The 18,309-nt window shown below is 75.5% G+C and carries 11 protein-coding genes; 4 read left to right on the top strand and 7 right to left on the bottom strand.

Annotated elements, in window-relative coordinates; genetic code table 11:
* Window positions 1-14 precede the first annotated feature (14 nt).
* The 7 genes from AS188_RS09615 to AS188_RS09585 form a co-directional block, all read right to left on the bottom strand.
* Complete coding sequence (locus AS188_RS09615) at window positions 15-1,076, bottom strand: gluconeogenesis factor YvcK family protein (RefSeq protein ID WP_083529377.1); 1,062 nt, start codon at window positions 1,074-1,076, stop codon at window positions 15-17.
* Between the two features lie 31 nt (window positions 1,077-1,107).
* Entirely contained in the window at window positions 1,108-2,034 is a 927-nt protein-coding gene (rapZ, locus tag AS188_RS09610; RefSeq protein WP_058858664.1) for an RNase adapter RapZ, read from the bottom strand.
* A 100-nt stretch (window positions 2,035-2,134) separates the two neighbouring features.
* Entirely contained in the window at window positions 2,135-4,189 is a 2,055-nt protein-coding gene (gene uvrC / locus AS188_RS09605) for an excinuclease ABC subunit UvrC (RefSeq protein WP_058858663.1), read from the bottom strand.
* A 14-nt stretch (window positions 4,190-4,203) separates the two neighbouring features.
* A complete protein-coding gene (locus AS188_RS09600) occupies window positions 4,204-4,899 on the bottom strand; it encodes an HAD family hydrolase (RefSeq protein ID WP_236944961.1) in 696 nt (231 codons plus the stop codon).
* Window positions 4,896-7,904 (bottom strand): excinuclease ABC subunit UvrA, encoded by a 3,009-nt coding sequence (uvrA, locus tag AS188_RS09595; RefSeq protein WP_236944960.1) that lies wholly within the window; start codon window positions 7,902-7,904, stop codon window positions 4,896-4,898. Before uvrA ends, AS188_RS09600 begins: the two co-directional genes overlap by 4 nt.
* A gap of 44 nt (window positions 7,905-7,948) precedes the next feature.
* On the bottom strand, window positions 7,949-9,682 hold the full coding sequence (locus AS188_RS09590) for an MDR family MFS transporter (RefSeq protein WP_058858662.1): 1,734 nt from the start codon (window positions 9,680-9,682) through the stop codon (window positions 7,949-7,951).
* Window positions 9,679-10,236 (bottom strand): MarR family winged helix-turn-helix transcriptional regulator, encoded by a 558-nt coding sequence (locus AS188_RS09585; protein ID WP_058858661.1) that lies wholly within the window; start codon window positions 10,234-10,236, stop codon window positions 9,679-9,681. Before AS188_RS09585 ends, AS188_RS09590 begins: the two co-directional genes overlap by 4 nt.
* Window positions 10,237-10,529: 293 nt before the next feature.
* On the opposite strand from AS188_RS09585, the gene AS188_RS09580 reads away from it, so the two are divergent.
* From AS188_RS09580 to AS188_RS09565, 4 genes are read left to right on the top strand one after another with little or no spacing between them, the layout of a single operon-like run.
* Window positions 10,530-11,189 (top strand): MBL fold metallo-hydrolase, encoded by a 660-nt coding sequence (locus tag AS188_RS09580; protein WP_058858660.1) that lies wholly within the window; start codon window positions 10,530-10,532, stop codon window positions 11,187-11,189.
* Window positions 11,186-12,142 carry a bile acid:sodium symporter family protein gene (locus AS188_RS09575; protein ID WP_236944959.1) on the top strand — a complete coding sequence of 319 codons (957 nt, stop codon included), beginning with the start codon at window positions 11,186-11,188 and terminating at the stop codon, window positions 12,140-12,142. Before AS188_RS09580 ends, AS188_RS09575 begins: the two co-directional genes overlap by 4 nt.
* Before the next feature lie 7 nt (window positions 12,143-12,149).
* Window positions 12,150-15,665 carry a DUF3376 domain-containing protein gene (locus tag AS188_RS09570; RefSeq protein ID WP_058858658.1) on the top strand — a complete coding sequence of 1,172 codons (3,516 nt, stop codon included), beginning with the start codon at window positions 12,150-12,152 and terminating at the stop codon, window positions 15,663-15,665.
* A gap of 10 nt (window positions 15,666-15,675) precedes the next feature.
* Window positions 15,676-18,288 (top strand): DEAD/DEAH box helicase, encoded by a 2,613-nt coding sequence (locus AS188_RS09565; protein WP_058858657.1) that lies wholly within the window; start codon window positions 15,676-15,678, stop codon window positions 18,286-18,288.
* Window positions 18,289-18,309 lie beyond the last annotated feature (21 nt).

The following is an 18,309-nucleotide window of genomic DNA, read 5'->3' as shown; positions in this document are numbered from 1 at the left end:
CTCAGCGGTGGTGCTCAGCGGTGGCGCTCGAGGATCTCCTGGTAGGCGGCCGCGAGCTTGAGGGAGTTGTGCACGCCGGTGCCGGGGCTCGCCCGGACGTCGGCGTAGTGGACCGCCGCGCCGAGGCCGGCGGCGACCCGCTCGAGGTCGCCGCGGTCCTCGGTCGCCGACGGGTCGGCGAGGATCACGTCGAGGGTCAGCTCGGGGCAGTAGGCCTGGAGCACCCGCAGGTGGTCGGCGGCGGTCTTGCCGCGGGTCTCGGTGTCCGGGGAGAGGTTGAGGGTCACGCACCGCCGGCCGGGGGCCGTGCAGATCGCCTCCCGCAGCCCGGGCAGCAGCAGGTGGGGCAGCACGGAGGTGTGCCAGGAGCCGGGCCCGAGCACGACCCAGTCGGCCGCGCCCACGGCCCCGACGGCCTCGGGGCAGGCGGGGGCGTCGGCGGGCACGAGCCGGACGTTGCACACGTCGGCCTGCTTGGCCAGGTGGGCCTGCCCGGTGATCGTGCGCAGGGTCGGGGCGGGGCCACCGCCGGGGGCGGGCTCCGGGACGTCGCCCTCGATGACCAGCGGCACGGTGGACATGGGCAGGACCCGCCCGCGGGCCCCCAGCAGGGCCCCGGCCCACTCGAGCCCGGCCACCGGGTCCCCCAGCAGCTCCCACAGGCCGACGATGAGCAGGTTGCCCAAGGCGTGGTGGTCCAGGCCCGTGGGCCGCTCGGCGGTGGAGGAGAAGCGGTGCTGCATGACGTCGCGCCAGGTCCGGCCCCACTCGGAGTCGTCGCACAGGGCGGCCAGGGCCATCCGCAGGTCCCCCGGGGGCAGGACCCCGAGCTCGTCGCGCAGGCGGCCGGAGGAGCCGCCGTCGTCGGCCACGGTCACCACGGCGGTGACCGCCGGGGTGATGCGGCGCAGCGCCGCGAGGTTCGCCGAGAGCCCGTGCCCGCCGCCGAGGGCCACCACGGAGGGGCGCCCGCCCCCGGGGCGGCGGGCGGCGGCGTCGGGCGAGTGGTGGGGGTCGGCGTCGGCGCCGCTGCCGAGGGGCAGCCGGGGGAACGCGCCGGTGGGGGAAGCGGTCATCGAGGGTCCAATGCGGGTGGGGGTCCGCCGGTCACTCCCGGCCCATGTCCCGGTGCTGGATGTTGACCGTCACGAGCGGCAGCTTGGCGAGCCTGCGGGCCACCTCCTCGCTGACGGCCACCGAGCGGTGCTTCCCGCCCGTGCAGCCGATCGCGACGGTGGCGTAGTGCTTGTTCTCGGTACGGTACCCCGCGAACACGGGCTCGAGCATCGCGACGAAGCGCTCGACGAACTGTTGCGGGCCCTCCTCGCGGAACACGTAGTCGCGCACCTCGGCGTCCTGCCCGGTTCGCGGGCGCAGCGCCGGGACCCAGTGCGGGTTGGGGATGAAGCGCACGTCCGCGACGAAGTTGGCGTCGGCGGGCACCCCGTACTTGAAGCCGAAGCTGAGCACGGTCAGGCGCAGCACCACGGGCCCGTCGGTGGCGAACAGGTCGGCGACGGCCCGCGAGAGGGCGTGGACGTTGAAGCCGGAGGTGTCGAGCACGACGTCGGCGGACTCGCGCAGGTCCTTGAGCAGGGCGCGCTCGGCGCGGATGCCGTCGAGGATCCGCCCGCCGGCCTGCAGCGGGTGGGGACGCCGCTGGTGCTCGTAGCGGGAGACGAGCACCTCGTCGGAGGCGTCGAGGAAGAGCACGGAGAAGTCGACGTCGGAGGCCTCGAGCGCGGCGAGGGTCTCCTTCATGTCGTTGAACAGGGCCTTGCCCCGCACGTCGATGACCACCGCCAGCCGCGGCAGCGCCTGCGGGGTGCGGGCGACGAGGTCGGCGAGGGTGTGCAGCATCTGCGGGGGCAGGTTGTCCACCACGTACCAGCCGAGGTCCTCCAGGGCGTTGGCGGCGGTGCTGCGGCCGGCCCCGGACATGCCCGTGACCACGAGCAGCTCGGAGCCGGCCGGCGGCGCGGCCGCCGGCACCGCGTCGGTGCCGCCGTCCGGGCCGGTCGTTGCCTCGATCATCGCCTCTCCGTCCCCCGGGAAGCCGTCCCGGGCCCGTCTCGTCCGTTCCCGCCCGCGGCCGCCGGCGCTCCCCGGCCAGCCTATCGGGCCGGGACCCCGCTCAGGAGAGCACCTCGCCGGTGGTCGTGTTGACCGCGGGGGCGGTGTCCCGGCCCTGGTCCCGGAGGGCGGCGGCGACCTTCTCGGCGAGGGTGCGCCCGAAGCCGGGGACCTCCTCGATCTCCTCCACGCGCGCCGCCCGCAGCCTGCGCACCGAGCCGAAGTGCTTCAGCAGCGCCTTCTGCTTGGCGGGGCCCACCCCCGGCAGGCCGTCGAGCGCGGAGACGGTCATCGCCGCGGAGCGCTTCCGGCGGTGGAAGGTGATCGCGAAGCGGTGGGCCTCGTCCCGGATCCGCTGGAGCAGGTACAGCCCCTGGCTCGCGCGCGGCAGGATCACCGGGAAGTCGTCGCCGGGCACCCACACCTCCTCGAGGCGCTTGGCCAGGCCCACGACGTGGACGTCGTCGACCCCGAGGTCGGCCAGGGCGCGGGCGGCGGCGGCCACCTGCGGCGGCCCGCCGTCGACGACGACGAGGCTGGGCGGATAGGCAAACGGGGCCCGCTCGGGGACCTCCGCCGCGGCGTCGACCGCGCCGGTGCGGGGGCCCCCGGCCTCCCGCTCGGCCTTCTCCGCCAGGTGGCGGCGGAACCGGCGGGAGATGACGTCGTACATGGAGGCGGTGTCGTCGCGGGCGGCCTCGCCGGTGACGGAGAACTTCCGGTACTCGGCCTTGCGGGGCAGCCCGTCCTCGAAGACGACCATCGAGGCGACGACGTTGGTGCCCTGGACGTGGGAGATGTCGTAGCACTCGATCCGCATCAGGGGCACGGGGATGCCGAGGGCCTCCTGCAGCTCCTGCAGGGAGGCCGAGCGGGTGGTGAGGTCCCCCGCCCGCCGGGACTTGTGCAGCTTCAGCGCCTGCCGGGCGTTCTCCCGGACGGTCTCCATCAGGTGGGCCTTCTCCCCCCGCTGGGGCACGGCCAGGTGGACGCGGGAGCCGCGCAGCTCCGAGAGCCACTCCTCGAGCCGGTCCGCGTTGTCGGCGGGCTCGGAGAGCAGCACGGTGCGCGGGATCGCGTCCTCGCGATAGGCCAGCTCGGCGGCCGGCCGGTGCTTGGAGCCGCGCTCCGGGGGTGCGGCGGCGGCCGCGAGGGCGGTGGACTCCGCGGCCTCGGCGGCGGTCTCGCCGTAGACCTGCTCGAGCAGCTGCTCGAGCAGCCGCCCGCCGTCGGCCTCCTCGACCTTCTCGGTCACCCACCCGCGCTGGCCGCGGATGCGCCCGCCGCGCACGTGGAAGACCTGCACCGCGGCCTCGAGCTCGTCCTCGGCCAGGGCGAAGAAGTCGGCGTCCGTGGAGTCGGAGAGCACCACGGCGTTGCGCTCGAACGCCTTCTCGAGCGCGGCGATGTCGTCCCGGCGCGCGGCGGCGGTCTCGAAGTCCGTGGCCGCGGCAGCCTCCTGCATCTGCCGCTGCAGCTCCTTGAGGAACGGCGTGGCCTGCCCGGCCATGAACCGGCACAGGTCCTCGGCCAGGGCGTAGTGGTCCTCGGCGGAGATCCGGCCCACGCACGGGGCGGAGCACTTGTCGATGTAGCCGAGCAGGCACGGGCGCCCGGACTGCTCCGCGCGCCGGTAGACGCCCTTCGAGCAGGTGCGCACGGGGAACACGCGCAGCAGGGCGTCGAGGGTCTCGCGGATCGCCCAGGCCTGGGAGTAGGGGCCGAAGTAGCGGTGGCCCTTCTTCTTCTCCCCGCGCACCACCTGCGCCCGGGGGACCTTCTCCCCCATCGTCACGGCGAGGTAGGGGTAGGACTTGTCGTCGCGGTAGGCGATGTTGAACCGGGGCCGGAACTGCTTGATCCAGGTGTACTCGAGCTGCAGGGACTCCAGCTCGCTGCCGACCACGGTCCACTCCACGCCCGCGGCGGTGGTGACCATGGCGCGGGTCTTGGGGCTGAGGGCGTGCAGGGGCGCGAAGTAGGAGCTGAGCCGGTTGCGCAGGTTCTTCGCCTTGCCCACGTAGATCACCCGCCCGTGCTCGTCGCGGAAGCGGTAGACCCCCGGGTCGGTGGGGATGTCCTGGCGGGCGGGTCGGTAGGTCGCCGGATCGGCCACGGTCCGGTCCCCCCTCAGCGGCCCGCGGGGGCCGGGCTCGTGTAGCCGGCGAGCAGACCCGCCAGCTCGGCGGCGTCGCGGGCCACGGCGGCGAAACAGGCACCGAGCTCGTCCTCGTCGGCGAAGCCCCAGGCCACGCCGAGGCAGTCGAGGCCGTGGGCGGCGGCGCCCTCGGCGTCGTAGCGGCGGTCCCCGACCATCACCGTGCGGGCCGGGTCCGGGGCGTGCACGCCGAGCCGGCGCAGGGCCTCGCCGATGATCGCGGGCTTGTCGTGGGCCAGGCCCCCGCGCGGGACGGCCGCGGCGTCGTCGGCGGCCCCGGAGACGGTCTCGACCCAGCGGTCGAGGCCGAAGCGGGCCACGAGCAGCTCGGCCGTGGGCTCGGGCTTCTGGGTGGCCACGGCCATGCGGACCCCGGCGCCGTGGAGGCTCCCGAGCAGCTCGGCCACGCCGGGGTAGACCCGGGTCTGCTCGATCCCCTCCGTGCGGTACCGGGCCCGGTAGGTGGCCACGACCTCGGGGATCCGCTCCTCCGGGACGTCGGTGAAGGCCCGCAGGGACACGCCCACGGGCGGGCCCACGAACCGGCGCAGGTCCTCGGGCACGGCGTGGCCGTGCTCGGCCAGGGCCCGGGCGATCCCGCCGGTGATCGCCCCGGCCGGGTCCAGCAGCGTGCCGTCGAGGTCCCACAGGACCACCGGGGCGCTCACCGGGCGCTCCCGGCGGGGGCCGTGCCCAGGATCTCGGCCAGGAAGCGGCCGGTGTGGCTGTCCGGGTGGGCGGCGACCTGCTCCGGGGTGCCCTCGGCCACGACCTGCCCGCCGCCCGAGCCGCCGTCGGGGCCGAGGTCCACGATCCAGTCGGCGGACTTGATGACGTCCAGGTTGTGCTCGATGGTCATCACGGTGTTGCCCTTGTCCACGAGGCCCTGCAGCACGAGCAGCAGCTTGCGGATGTCCTCGAAGTGCAGGCCCGTGGTCGGCTCGTCCAGCACGTAGATCGACCGCCCGTTGGAGCGCTTCTGCAGCTCCGCGGCCAGCTTCACCCGCTGGGCCTCGCCGCCGGAGAGCGTCGTGGCCGGCTGGCCCAGCCGCACGTAGCCCAGGCCGACGTCCACGAGGGTGTTCAGGTGGCGGGCGATCGGGCCGAAGGCCTTGAAGAACTCCGCGGCCTCCTCGATCGGCATGTCCAGGACCTCGGCGATCGTGCGGCCCTTGTAGTGGACCTCGAGGGTCTCCCGGTTGTACCGGGCGCCCTTGCACACCTCGCACGGGACGTAGACGTCGGGGAGGAAGTTCATCTCGATCTTGATCGTGCCGTCGCCGGTGCACGCCTCGCAGCGCCCGCCCTTGACGTTGAAGGAGAAGCGGCCGGGCTGGTAGCCGCGCACCTTCGCCTCGGGGGTCTCCGCGAAGAGCTTTCGGATGTGGTCGAAGACCCCGGTGTAGGTGGCGGGGTTGGACCGCGGGGTGCGCCCGATGGGGCTCTGGTCCACGTGCACGACCTTGTCGAGCTGGTCCACGCCGTCGATGCGCTTGTGCCGGCCGGGGACCTGCTTGGCGCCGTTGAGCTTGTTGGCCAGGGCGGTGTAGAGGATGTCGTTGACCAGCGTGGACTTCCCCGACCCGGAGACCCCGGTGACGGCGGTGAGCACGCCCAGGGGGAACGAGACGTCGAGGTTGCGCAGGTTGTTCTCGCGCGCGCCCACGACCTTGAGCATCCGCTTGCGGTCCACCGGCCGGCGCGCGGCCGGCACGGCGATGGAGCGCCGTCCCGAGAGGTAGTCGGCGGTCAGCGAGGTCTCGTTGGCCAGCAGCTGCTCGTAGGTGCCCGAGTGGACGATCCGCCCGCCGTGCTCGCCGGCGCCGGGACCGACGTCGACGACCCAGTCGGCCTCGCGGATGGTGTCCTCGTCGTGCTCGACGACGATGAGGGTGTTGCCCATGTCCCGCAGCTTGGTCAGGGTCTCGATCAGCCGGCGGTTGTCCCGCTGGTGCAGGCCGATGGAGGGCTCGTCGAGGACGTAGAGCACCCCGACCAGGCCGGCGCCGATCTGGGTGGCCAGGCGGATGCGCTGGGCCTCGCCGCCGGAGAGCGTCGCGGCGGCGCGCTCGAGGTTGAGGTAGTCCAGGCCCACGTCCACGAGGAACGTCAGGCGCGCCTGGATCTCCCGCAGCACCTGGTCGCCGATCTGCGCGTCGCGGGCGCTCAGGCGCAGGTCGCGGAAGAACTCCTGGGCCTCGCGCATGGGCATGCGCGTGGTCTCGGCGATGTTCTTCCCGCCCACGGTCACGGCGAGCATGGTCGGGTTCAGCCGGGCGCCGTCGCAGGCGGGGCAGGGCACCTGGCGCATGTACTGCTCGTAGCGGTCCTTGGCGGAGTCCGACTCGGTCTCGGCGTGCTTGCGCTTGATGTAGCCCACCACGCCCTCGAAGCCCTGGGTGTAGCGGCGCTCGCGGCCGAAGCGGTTGCGGTAGGCGACGGTGACCTCGTAGTCCTTGCCGTCGAGGATCGCCTTGCGCGCCTTGGCCGGCAGCCTGTGCCACGGGGTGACGAGGTCGAAGCCGAGCTCCTCGCCCAGACCGGCCAGCAGCCGGTTCCAGTAGTCGCTGGTGGCCTTGCCCAGCGACCACGGGGCGATCGCGCCCTCCACGAGGCTCAGGTCCGGGTCGGGCACCACGAGCTGCTCGTCGACCTCGAGCCGGGAGCCGATGCCGTCGCACTCGGGGCACGCGCCGAAGGGGGCGTTGAAGGAGAAGGAGCGGGGCTCGATCTCGTCGGCCTGCAGGGGGTGCTCGTTGGGGCAGGCCAGGTTCTCGGAGAAGGGCCGGCGCAGCTCGAGCGGGTGGGCGATCTCCTCGTCCGTGCGCGGGACGAGCTCGACGACGACGCGGCCCTCGGCCAGGCCCAGTGCGGTCTCGACCGAGTCGGTCAGGCGCTGGCGGATGCCGTCCTTGACCACGAGGCGGTCCACGACGACCTCGATGGTGTGCTTGTACTGCTTCTTCAGCTTCGGCGGGTCGGCGAGCTGGACGGTCTCCCCGTCCACGGTGGCCCGGGAGAAGCCCTTGGCGGAGAGCTCCTGGAAGAGGTCGGCGAACTCGCCCTTGCGCTCGCGCACGACCGGGGCGAGGACCTGGAAGCGGGTGCGCTCCGGCATCTCCAGCAGCTGGTCGACGATCTGCTGCGGGGTCTGGCGCTCGATGGGCTCCCCGCACTCGGGGCAGTGGGGCCGGCCGATGCGCGCCCACAGCAGGCGCATGTAGTCGTAGATCTCGGTGATCGTCCCGACGGTCGAGCGGGGGTTGCGGGAGGTCGACTTCTGGTCGATGGACACCGCCGGGGACAGGCCCTCGATGAAGTCGACGTCGGGCTTGTCCACCCGGCCCAGGAACATCCGGGCGTAGGAGGACAGGGACTCGACGTAGCGGCGCTGGCCCTCGGCGAAGATGGTGTCGAAGGCCAGGGAGGACTTCCCGGACCCGGACAGGCCCGTGAACACGACCATGGCGTCGCGCGGGACGGTCAACGAGACGTCGTGCAGGTTGTGCTCGCGGGCGCCCTGCACGACGATCTCGGTCAGGTCGGACCGGCCGCCGGCGCGCGGGGCCGGGGACGGCACGGCCGGCGGCTCGTCGGCGGCGGCGCGCTCCTCGGGGGACGAGTCGTTCAGGACCAGGGTGGACGCGGGGATGGGTTCGGACACGCGTTCCACTGTAGTACCGGGCCCGGACATCCGGGCCTGCCGGGTGGGCGGCTTCACAGGCGGTCCAGGGGCCCGGTCGAGGTGTCCTCGCGCTCCCGGGCGGGGTGTCCGCCGGGCCCGCCGGCCGGGGCGTCGCCGTCGCCGGCCGGGGGGCCGTCCCCGGCCGCCGCGGACCGGCGCCGGCGCACCTCCCGGGCGTCGAGGCTGCGGGTGACCACGCGCACCTGGCCGGTGTGCGGGTCGACCTCCACGATGTCGACCGTGCGCCGCAGGGGCACCTCCTTGATGAGCAGCACGGCGGCCAGCGTGAACAGGGACGCGACGGCGGCCACGAGGAAGATCAGCGCGGTGCCCGAGCCGTAGGCCTCCTGCACGACCTGCGCGACCGACGGGGGCAGGGCGGCGAGGTCCATCTCCGAGGCGTCGGCCGAGGCGGCGGCGGCGCTGCCGGCGCGGGCCTCGGCCGCGAGGGCGCCGGAGAGGTGAGAGCTCAGCAGCGCCCCGAACGCGGAGACGGCCACGGCCCCGCCCATCGTGCGGAAGAACGCGACCGAGGACGACGCCGCGCCCATGTCCTTCAGCCCCACGGTGTTCTGCACGGCCAGCACGAGGTTCTGGTTCAGCGCGCCGATGCCGGTGCCGATGAGCAGGATGTAGGCGCCGACGAGCGCCACGGGGGTGTCGTGGCCGATGGTCGCGGCCAGGAACAGCCCGGCGGACATCAGCACCGCGGCCACCACGAGCACGATCTTCCAGCGCCCGTAGCGGGTGATCAGCTGCCCGGCCACGGTCGCGCCCACGAGCGAGCCGAGGACCTGCGGGAGCATGAGCACCCCCGCCATGGTGGGCGTGTAGCCCTGGCCGAGCTGGAAGTACTGGCCCAGGTAGGTGGTCGAGGCGAACATCGCCCCGCCGGTGGCCACGGCGGCGACGATCGCGAGCGCGGTGGTGCGCTCGGTGACCACGCGGATGGGCACGACCGGCTCGGCCGCCCGCCGCTCGACGAGCACGAAGGCCACGGTGGCGGCCAGGCCGGTGCCCACGAGGGCGGCCGAGGTCGCCGAGGCCCAGGCGAACGTGCCGGGCTTGCCGGCCAGGGAGACCCACAGCAGCAGGGAGGTCGAGGCCAGCAGCAGCAGGACGATGCCCGGCCAGTCGATGCGCGGGCGGCGCTTCTGCTGCGGGGGCAGCTGCAGGGTGCGCTGGACGAGCACGGCGGCCAGCACGGCCAGGGGCGCGGGGATGAGGAAGACCCAGCGCCAGCCGAAGAGGTCCACGATGAGCCCGCCCAGCAGGGGGCCCGCGGAGGTGGCCACGGCCATCACGGCGCCCATGTACCCGGCGTAGCGGCCGCGCTCGCGCGGCGGGATGATCGTGCCCATGATCGTCATGGCCAGGGCCATGATCCCGCCCATGGCCACGCCCTGGACCACGCGGGCCAGGACGAGGAACTCGACGTTCGGGGCCAGCCCGGCCATGCCGGAGCCGAGCACGAAGATCACGATGGCCAGCTGCAGCAGGCGCTTCTTGTCGAACAGGTCGGCGAACTTGCCCCAGATCGGCGTGGTCGCGGCGTTGGCGAGCAGGGTGCCGGTGACCGTCCAGGCCAGGGAGGTCTGGTCGCCGTCGAGGTCGGCCATGATCACGGGCAGGGCCGTGCCGATGATCGTGAGGGTGACCATCGCCATGAAGAACACGGACAGGATCGCCGTCAGGGCGCGCAGGACGTCCCGGTGCGAGGCGCCGGTGCCCCCGCCCGGGGCGGTGGTCGGGTGCTGGGACGTCATCGTGCGGTCTGCTCCTCGTGCTCGGCGTGCTGCGGTCGGTCCTCGGGGGCCCCGGCGGGGCCCGCCCCGTCCGGCGGCTCGTGGCCGCCGCGGCAGGAGGTGGTGCGCTCGACGCCGAGGGAGTCGAGGAACACGGTGGTGATCTCGTTGATGGCGCCGCGGCTGGACCGGGCGCGGTCCTCGTCCCAGCCGGCCAGGCGCTCGGCCAGGCGCTGGGCGTCGAGCTCGACGGCGGCGCGCACCTCGTCGCGGCCGTGGTCCGTGACGGCGACCAGGGCGGCGCGCCCGTCCTCGGGGTCGGGGGTGCGCTCGACGAGCCCGGCCTCCTCGAGCCCGGCCAGCTGCCGGCTCAGCCCGGAGGGGCCCAGGCCGGTCTCGGCGGCCATGACGGTCGCGCGCCGGGGGCCGGTGCTGGTCAGGTAGGACAGCAGCCCGACCGAGGTAGGGCTCAGCCGGCGGCGGCCGGGCTCGACCTTGGTGACGCGGCGCATCACGCGCTGCAGCTCCAGCAGGTCGCGCACCAGCTCGACGGCGGTCTCGTGCGAGACGGGCACGGGGTTCCTCCTCGGGACGGCGGCGGGGACGACGACGGGCACCCGGACCGCACGTCCCCGCGCTGCGGGGCCCGCGTCGGCGCCGACGCGGCGGGGTGGGTCCGGGTGCCCGGATGTTTCGTTGCTGCACGCAACTTTACGGTCCGGGTCCGGCGGGCACAAGGCCGCGGCGGCCCTGCGGGGCCGGGTGTGAGGGATCCCACCGCGGCGCGCACGGCCCCCTCCCGGCGCGCCGCGGCGGGGCGGGACCGCCCGACTGGCTCGCTGGGAGGACCCTGAGTAGCCTGGGGCGCATGATCGCAACCAAGACGGAGGTCATCGACCTCGCGGAGGTCACCGTCCGCAGGATCTCGGTCGGGGAGATGGACAACAACGTCTACCTGCTCACCTCCAAGAAGGAGGGCACCCAGGTCCTCATCGACGCCGCCGACGACGCCCGCGCCATCGCCGGTCTGGTCGGCGCCGGCTGCGGTGACTGCTCGGCGTCCTACGGCAACCTCCAGCTCATCGTCACGACCCACTCGCACTGGGACCACGTGCGCGCCCTCGAGGAGGTCCGCTCCCGGTCCGAGGCGATGACCGCCTGCGGCGCCGACGACGAGGCCGACATCGCCGTGCCCATGGACGTCACCTTCGAGGACGGCGACACCGCCGAGCTCGACGGCTTCGACCTCGAGGTGATCGGGCTGCGGGGCCATACCCCAGGGTCCATCGCCCTGGTCTACCGGGACCCCGAGGGTCCGGCCCACATCTTCTCCGGCGACTCCCTGTTCCCGGGCGGGGTCGGGAAGACGAACAGCCCCGAGGACTTCCGGCAGCTGATCACCGACGTCAGCGAGCGGATCTTCGACCGCTTCGACGACGACACCGTGGTCCACCCCGGGCACGGCCGGCCCACGACGCTGGGCGCCGAGCGCCCGCACCTGGACGAGTGGCGCGCCCGCGGGTGGTGACCGGACGGGGATCCGCGACCGCGGCGGCGCCCGAGCGGGGCGCCTACGCCGCGGTCCTGCTCTTCCCGGTGCTCGTGCTCGCCGGCGGGCTGGCGGGCTTCCTCGCCCCCGGGGCCGCCGGGCTCTCGGGATGGGTCAACCCGCTGCTCGGGCTCGTGATGTTCGGCATGGGCCTGACCCTGCGCCCGGCCGACCTCGCCCTCGTGGCCCGGCGCCCCCTGCCCGTGGCCCTGGGCGTGGCCGCCCAGTACGGCCTCATGCCGCTGCTCGCCCTGGCCGTGGCCCTCGCCCTGCGGCTGCCGCCGGAGCTGGCGGCGGGCGTGATCCTGGTCGGGGCGGCCCCCGGGGGCGCGGCCTCCAACGTGGTCGCCTACCTGGCCCGCGGGGACGTGGCGCTGTCGGTGGCGATGACCACGGTCTCCACGCTGCTGGCCCCGGTGCTCACTCCCCTGCTGACGCTGTGGCTGGCCGGGCAGTACCTCCCCGTCGACGGCGCCGCGATGGCCGGGTCGATCACCCGGATCGTGCTGCTGCCCGTCGTCGTCGGCCTGGCCGTGCGGCTGCTGCTGCCCCGGCTCGTCGCCCGGGCGCTGCCCGCCCTGCCCTGGGTCTCGGTCGCCGCGATCGCGGTGATCGTGGCGGTCGTGGTCGCCGGCAGCGCCGACCGGATCGCCGGGGCGGGACTGCTCGTGCTGGCCGCCGTGGCCCTGCACAACGTCCTCGGCACGGCCCTCGGCCACCTCGTGGGCGTGCTCACCCGCCGGTCCGTGCCCGTGCGGCGCACCCTGGCCGTGGAGGTCGGGATGCAGAACTCGGGGCTCGCCGCCGGCCTGGCCGCCCAGTACCTGAACCCGCTCGCGGCCCTGCCCGGGGCGGTCTTCTCGGTGTGGCACAACCTCTCCGGCGCCGTCTTCGCCCTGCTGTGCCGCCGCGCCGACGCCCGCCGCGGCTGACCGGGCCGTGACCGACCCGCGGACGCCGGTGCCCCGGCTGAGCGTCGTGCCCGCGGGCCGGTCCCTCGCCGAGGCCGTCGCCGGCCGCCCGGCGGCGACGGGCCGGACGCTGCGCGTGGCCCTGGCCCTGCGCGGCGGGGTCAGCCTCGCCGTGTGGATCGGCGGGGCCCTCGCCGAGCTCGACGTCCTGCGGCGGCTGCGGCTGCACCGCGACCCGGACGGGCAGGTGCACGCGTTCCTGCTGCACCCGGGCCCGGACCCGGACCCGTCGCTGACCCGGCGGGCGGGCGTCTACGCGCGGCTGCTGGCGGGGGCCGGCTACGACCGGGTGGAGTTCGACGTCCTGGCCGGGGCCAGCGCCGGCGGGCTCAACGCCGTGGTGCACGCGGTCGCCCAGCGCTCCGGGGCCGGCCTCGACGCCCTCGCCGGGCTGTGGGAGCGGGGCGCGGGCCTCTCCCGGCTGCTGCGGCCCCTGGGCCGCGGGCCCGTGGACTCGCTGCTGCGCGGCGACGAGCACCTGTGGCCGGAGCTGGAGTCCGTCCTGCACGCGGTGCACACGGGGCCCGGCCACCCCGACCTGGTCGCCGAGCACGTCACGGTCGAGCTCTCGGCCACGGTCCTCGACGGCGACCCGGCCGCCCCCGGGGCGGCCGCCGAGGGCCGGGCCGGCTTCCGCTTCACCACCCCCACCCCCGGGGCCCCCGCTCCCCCGCCCGGGAGCACCGTCCCGGCCCGCCCGGGGACCGCGCCCGACGCCGCCGCGCCCGCCGCGGCCCTGTCCCGCCTGGCCTACGCCGCCCGCGCCACGGCGTCCTTCCCGGGGGCCTTCGAGCCGGCCGCGGTGTGGTCGGCGCCGACGCCGGGCCCGCTGCGCCCGCTGCCCCGCCCCGACCTCACCCACGCGTTCTCCGCCCACCGCGACCCCCGGCTGGGGCCCTACCGGGTGATCGACGGCGGGGTCTTCGACAACGTCCCCGTCGACCGGGCCCTCGAGGCCGCCCGCACCCGCCGGTCCCTGCGCCACGCCGACCGCTGCCTGCTCTACCTCGACCCGGACCCGCCGGCCCGGCCGGCCCCGCCCGCCCGCGACCTCGACCTGCCGCGGCTCGCCCGCACCCTCGCCGCGACCCTGACCCGGCTGCGGCGGCGCGAGACCGGCCAGGACGAGGTCCTCGCCCTGGCCGACTGGCTCGCCGGCCAGCGGGTGGCCCGCAGCCGCCTGCACCAGCTGGCCCCGCTGCTGGAGCGCTGGGACCCCGCCGCGCTCGAGGAGCGGGCCCGGGCGCACCTGCGCCACCGGGCCCGCACGGACGCGCGGCTGCTGGTGCGGGTCCTGACCCGCCCGGCGCAGTGGCAGCTGCGCTCGAGCCTGCCGGAGCGCTCGGCGGTGCGCGCCCGCACCCCCGCCGAGCTGGAGCCGCTGGGCACGGCACTGGTGCAGCGGGCGGAGGAGCTCGCGCGCGGGCCCCTGGACGACCCCGCGGCCCGGGCCGTGCTCGAGGGACCGGCCGCCCTGGCCGACGCCGCCGCGGCCGTCCTCGCCTGGGTGCGCGCCCTCGAGGACGTGGCCCTGGATCCCCGGGACCCGCCGCCGGTGCCCGCCGGGCTCGATCTGGAGGCCGTGCGCGCGGACGCCTACGCGGTCCTGGCCGGGGCGGGCCACGCCCAGGACCGGCTGCTGCGCGACGTCCTGGCCGCCACCGCCGCCCCCGGCGCCCCGGTGACCGATGCCGTGGCGGCGTGGTGGCGCCCGGACGGTCCCGCCGAGGGGTGGGACGTGCTCGACGCCGCCGTCGCCGCCCTGCGCACCTGGCGCCCCGCCCCGCCCGACGCGGACCGGCCCGCGTGGGCGCAGACCTGGGCGGGCGCGCCGTGGAGCCGCCTGCCCGCCCCGCCGGCGCCGCTGGGCGCCCGGGACCTGCCCCCGGCCCTGGCCGCGGCCGGGGTGCCGGGGGCCGTCTCCCGCATCGCCTACGGGGAGGTTCGCGGCGACCAGCCGCCCGCCCCGGGCCCCGCCGCCGCGGGCCTCGAGCGCGCCGCCGGGCGCGTGCGCCTGCAGCAGGCCCTGCACGCCCCCGAGCCCACCGACGAGGAGCTGGACCGGCTGCTCTCCCCCGTCCCCGGCCGCGTGCCCGCCGCGGCGAAGCTCGCCGGCACGGGGCTGCTGAACTTCCAGGGCTTCCTCGCCGCCGCCTGGCGGGTCGACGACTGGTGGTGGGGCCGCCTCGACGCGGCCGCCGGGGCCGCGGGGTTCCTGGCCCGCCTCAGCGCCCGGGGCCCGGACGGCGCCGAGGGACCCGTGCTCGGCCCGCCCGCCGCGGACGCCGCGGCCGTGCGCGACCGGCGGGACCTGCAGGAGGCCCTGGTCGCCGCCCGGGACGGCGGCCCGGGCGGGGCGGGCGGCCTCCCCGCCGGCGGGGCCGACGGCCTCGGGCGGCTCGCCCCCGGCTACCGGATCGGCCTGGCCTCGCGCGGGCTGCGGGTGCTCGGGCGCGCCCTCGCCGGCACCCCGGACCTGCCCCGGGCCGTGTGGGAGGCGGGACTGTTCGTGCTGGGCCCGCTGCTCGTGCTCGCCCCGCTGGTGCTGACCCCCGTGCGGGCCGCCGCGGCCCTGGTGGCCGGTGCCGCCGGGCTCGTGCTCGCGGCCGCCCCCGGGGGCGGGCCCGCCCCGGGGTGGACCGGGCTCGTCGCGGCCGCCGCCGCCGTGCTCGCGGTCTCGCTGGTGCGCTCGGCGCGCCGGGGCCGGCACCGGTGGTCCCGGGTCTGCGCCCGCACCCGGGTCCTCACCGCCGGGGCCCGCCCCCGGCGGCCCGTGCCCGGGACGGCGCCCCCGGCCGGGAGCCTGCCCCGGACTGCGGCCGGCACGGCGACCACCCCCGGGGCCGCCGGCGCTCCCGCCGCTCCGGGGACCCACGGGCCCGCGGACCCCGGCCCGGTGCCCGGCCCCGTGCCCCCGGCCGTCGTGGCCGCGGCCCGGTCGCGCGCCGCCCGCCGGGCCGGGGTCCTCGCGGCGGCCGCGGTGGCGCTGCTGCTGCCGGCCGCCGCCGCCGCGGTCCACGGCCACGGGCCGCTCGTGCTCGTGCTGCTGGGCGGGGCCGTGGCGGCCGAGCGCGCCGCGGCGGCCCTGCTGCTGCGGCTGCCGCCGGAGGGTGCCCGGGACGAGCCGGTGCGGGCCGGCGTCGTCGTCCTCGCCGCCGTGGCCCTGTGGGTCCCCGCCGCCCTCGGTCCCGTGCCGCCGCCCGCCCTGCCGCCCGGGGCGCCCGCGGCCCTGGCGCTGACCGCGGTCGGGCTGCTCGTGCTCACCGGGTTCCTGCGCCCGGCCCCGGCCGCGGCGCTGGCCGCCGGCGCCGCGCTCGCCGGCGCCGCGTGGGCCTGGGCGCCCCTGCCGGGGCCGGCGGCGACGGCCGCCGGCGCGCTGACCTGGGCCGCGCTGCTGTGGTGGGTTCCCACGGAGCGGATGCTGCGCCCCTGGGCAGCGGAGGAGGAGCTGCGGCCCGGCCCCGCGGGGACCGGCGGCGGATAGGCTGGGGGCGATGACACTCCTCGAAGCCCTCTCCCCCGAGCTCGGCACCCCCGGCCACCCGTACGACCGCGGCGACTTCGTCACCAACCCCCTCTCCGACGACGAGGTCTACGAGGGCTTCCTCGGCTGGATCGCCTCCCGGGACATGGAGCTCTACCCGGCCCAGGACGAGGCCGTCCTGGAGTTCTCCGGCGGCGCCAACGTGATCCTGGCAACCCCCACCGGCTCCGGGAAGTCCACGGTGGCCATCGCCGCGCACGTCGCCGGCCTGGCCGCCGGGCAGCGCTCCTACTACACCGCGCCCATCAAGGCCCTGGTCTCCGAGAAGTTCTTCGCGCTCCTGGAGATCTTCGGTGCGGAGAACGTCGGGATGGTCACCGGCGACTCCGCCGTCAACGCGGGGGCGCCCATCATCTGCTGCACCGCCGAGATCCTCGCCAACGTGGCGCTGCGCGAGGGCCGCGACGCCGACCTCGGGCCCGTGGTCATGGACGAGTTCCACTTCTACGCCGACCCCCAGCGCGGCTGGGCGTGGCAGGTGCCGCTGCTCGAGCTGCCCCAGGCGCAGTTCCTGCTGATGAGCGCCACCCTGGGCGACGTCAGCCGCTTCGATGAGGGCCTCACCGAGCTCACCGGACGCCCGACCGCCACGGTCGCCTCCGCCGAGCGGCCCATCCCCCTGCACCACTACTGGTCCGAGGACCCCATCCACGAGACCCTCGAGGAGCTGCTGAGCACGAACCAGGCCCCGGTCTACGTGGTGCACTTCTCGCAGCTGCAGGCCATGGACCAGGCGCAGTCCCTGATGTCCGTCAACGTCCTGTCCAAGGAGGAGAAGGAGCGGATCGGGGAGCTGATCGGCGGCTTCCGCTTCGCCGCGGGCTTCGGCAAGACCCTCAACCGGCTGGTCCGCCACGGCATCGGCGTCCACCACGCCGGGATGCTGCCCAAGTACCGCCGCCTCGTCGAGCAGCTCGCCCAGACCGGGCTGCTGAAGGTCATCTGCGGCACCGACACCCTCGGGGTGGGCATCAACGTGCCCATCCGCACCGTGGTCATCACCGCCCTGTCCAAGTTCGACGGCGAGCGCACCCGCCGGCTCAACGCCCGCGAGTTCCACCAGATCGCCGGCCGCGCCGGCCGGGCCGGCTACGACACCGCCGGCACCGTGGTCGTCCAGGCCCCCGAGCACGTCATCGAGAACACCAAGGCGCTGAAGAAGGCCCAGGCCAAGTTCGGCGACGACCAGAAGAAGCTGCGCCAGGTCCCGCGGAAGAAGCCCCCGCAGGGCTTCGTCTCCTGGGGGAAGCCGACCTTCGAGACCCTCGTGGCCGCCGAGCCGGAACCGCTGAGCTCCTCCTTCACGGTCACCCACTCGATGCTGCTGAACATCCTCCAGCGCCCCGGCGACCCCGTTCTGGCGGCCTGGCACCTGCTGACGCACAACCACGAGACCCCGCAGCGGCAGCGGGCCCTGGTCAAGCAGGCCATCGGGATCCTCAAGGAGCTGCGCGCCGCCGGCGTCGTCGAGCGGCTGCCCGAGCCCGACGAGGAGGGCCGCACCTGGCGGCTGACCGTGGAGCTGCAGGAGAACTTCGCCCTGAACCAGCCGCTGTCCCCCTTCGCGCTCGCGGCCCTGACCCTGCTCGACCGGGAGGGCCCCTCGTACGCCCTGGACGTCGTCTCGGTGATCGAGGCGACCCTCGAGAAGCCGCGGCAGGTGCTGAACCTGCAGGAGAAGAAGGCCCGCGGCGAGGCGGTCGCGGCGATGAAGGCGGAGGGCCTGGACTACGAGGAGCGGATGAAGGAGCTCGAGGAGGTCTCCTACCCGAAGCCCCTCGAGGAGCTGCTCGGCCAGGCCTTCGAGACCTACCGCGCCTCCGCCCCGTGGGTCGCCCAGTTCGAGCTGACCCCGAAGTCGGTGGTCCGGGACATGTACGAGCGGGCGATGACCTTCGGCGACTACGTGCAGTTCTACGGGCTGGCCCGCTCCGAGGGGATCCTGCTGCGCTACCTCTCCGACGCCTACAAGGCGCTGCGCCAGACCGTGCCCCTGGAGCTGCTGCGCGAGGACCTCTCGGACCTGATCGAGTGGCTCGGGGAGCTCGTGCGCCAGACCGACAACTCGCTGCTCGACGAGTGGGAGAAGCTCGCCGCCGGGGAGGAGTCGCCCATGGGCACCACCGCCGACTCCCTCGAGGAGCTCATCGACGAGCAGCCCCCCGCCATCACCGCCAACCCCCGGGCGTTCCGGGTGATGGTGCGCAACGCGCTGTTCCAGCGGGTGGAGCTGTTCGCCGACGAGAAGGACAAGGTCCTGGGCGCCCTCGACGGCGAGCACGGGTGGGACCGCGACCGGTGGGCGGAGGCGATGGACGCCTACTTCGACGAGCACGAGGACATCTACACCGACCCGCAGTCGCGCGGGCCCGGGCTGGTGCGCATCGACGAGCACCCCGAGGGCATGCCGGGGTACTGGACGGTCCTGCAGGTCTTCGACGACCCGGAGGGCCACCACGACTGGGGGATCAACGCCCGCATCGACCTGCGGGCCTCCGACGAGGACGGCTTCCCGGCCGTGCTCGTCGACAACGTGGGGCCGGTGACCGAGACCGGCCGCTGACCGGACCCCGGCACCGGGGCG

This window comes from Kocuria flava (genome assembly GCF_001482365.1).
Classification (GTDB): Bacteria; Actinomycetota; Actinomycetes; order Actinomycetales; family Micrococcaceae; genus Kocuria; species Kocuria flava.
This window is presented reverse-complemented; position numbering and strand designations above follow the sequence as displayed.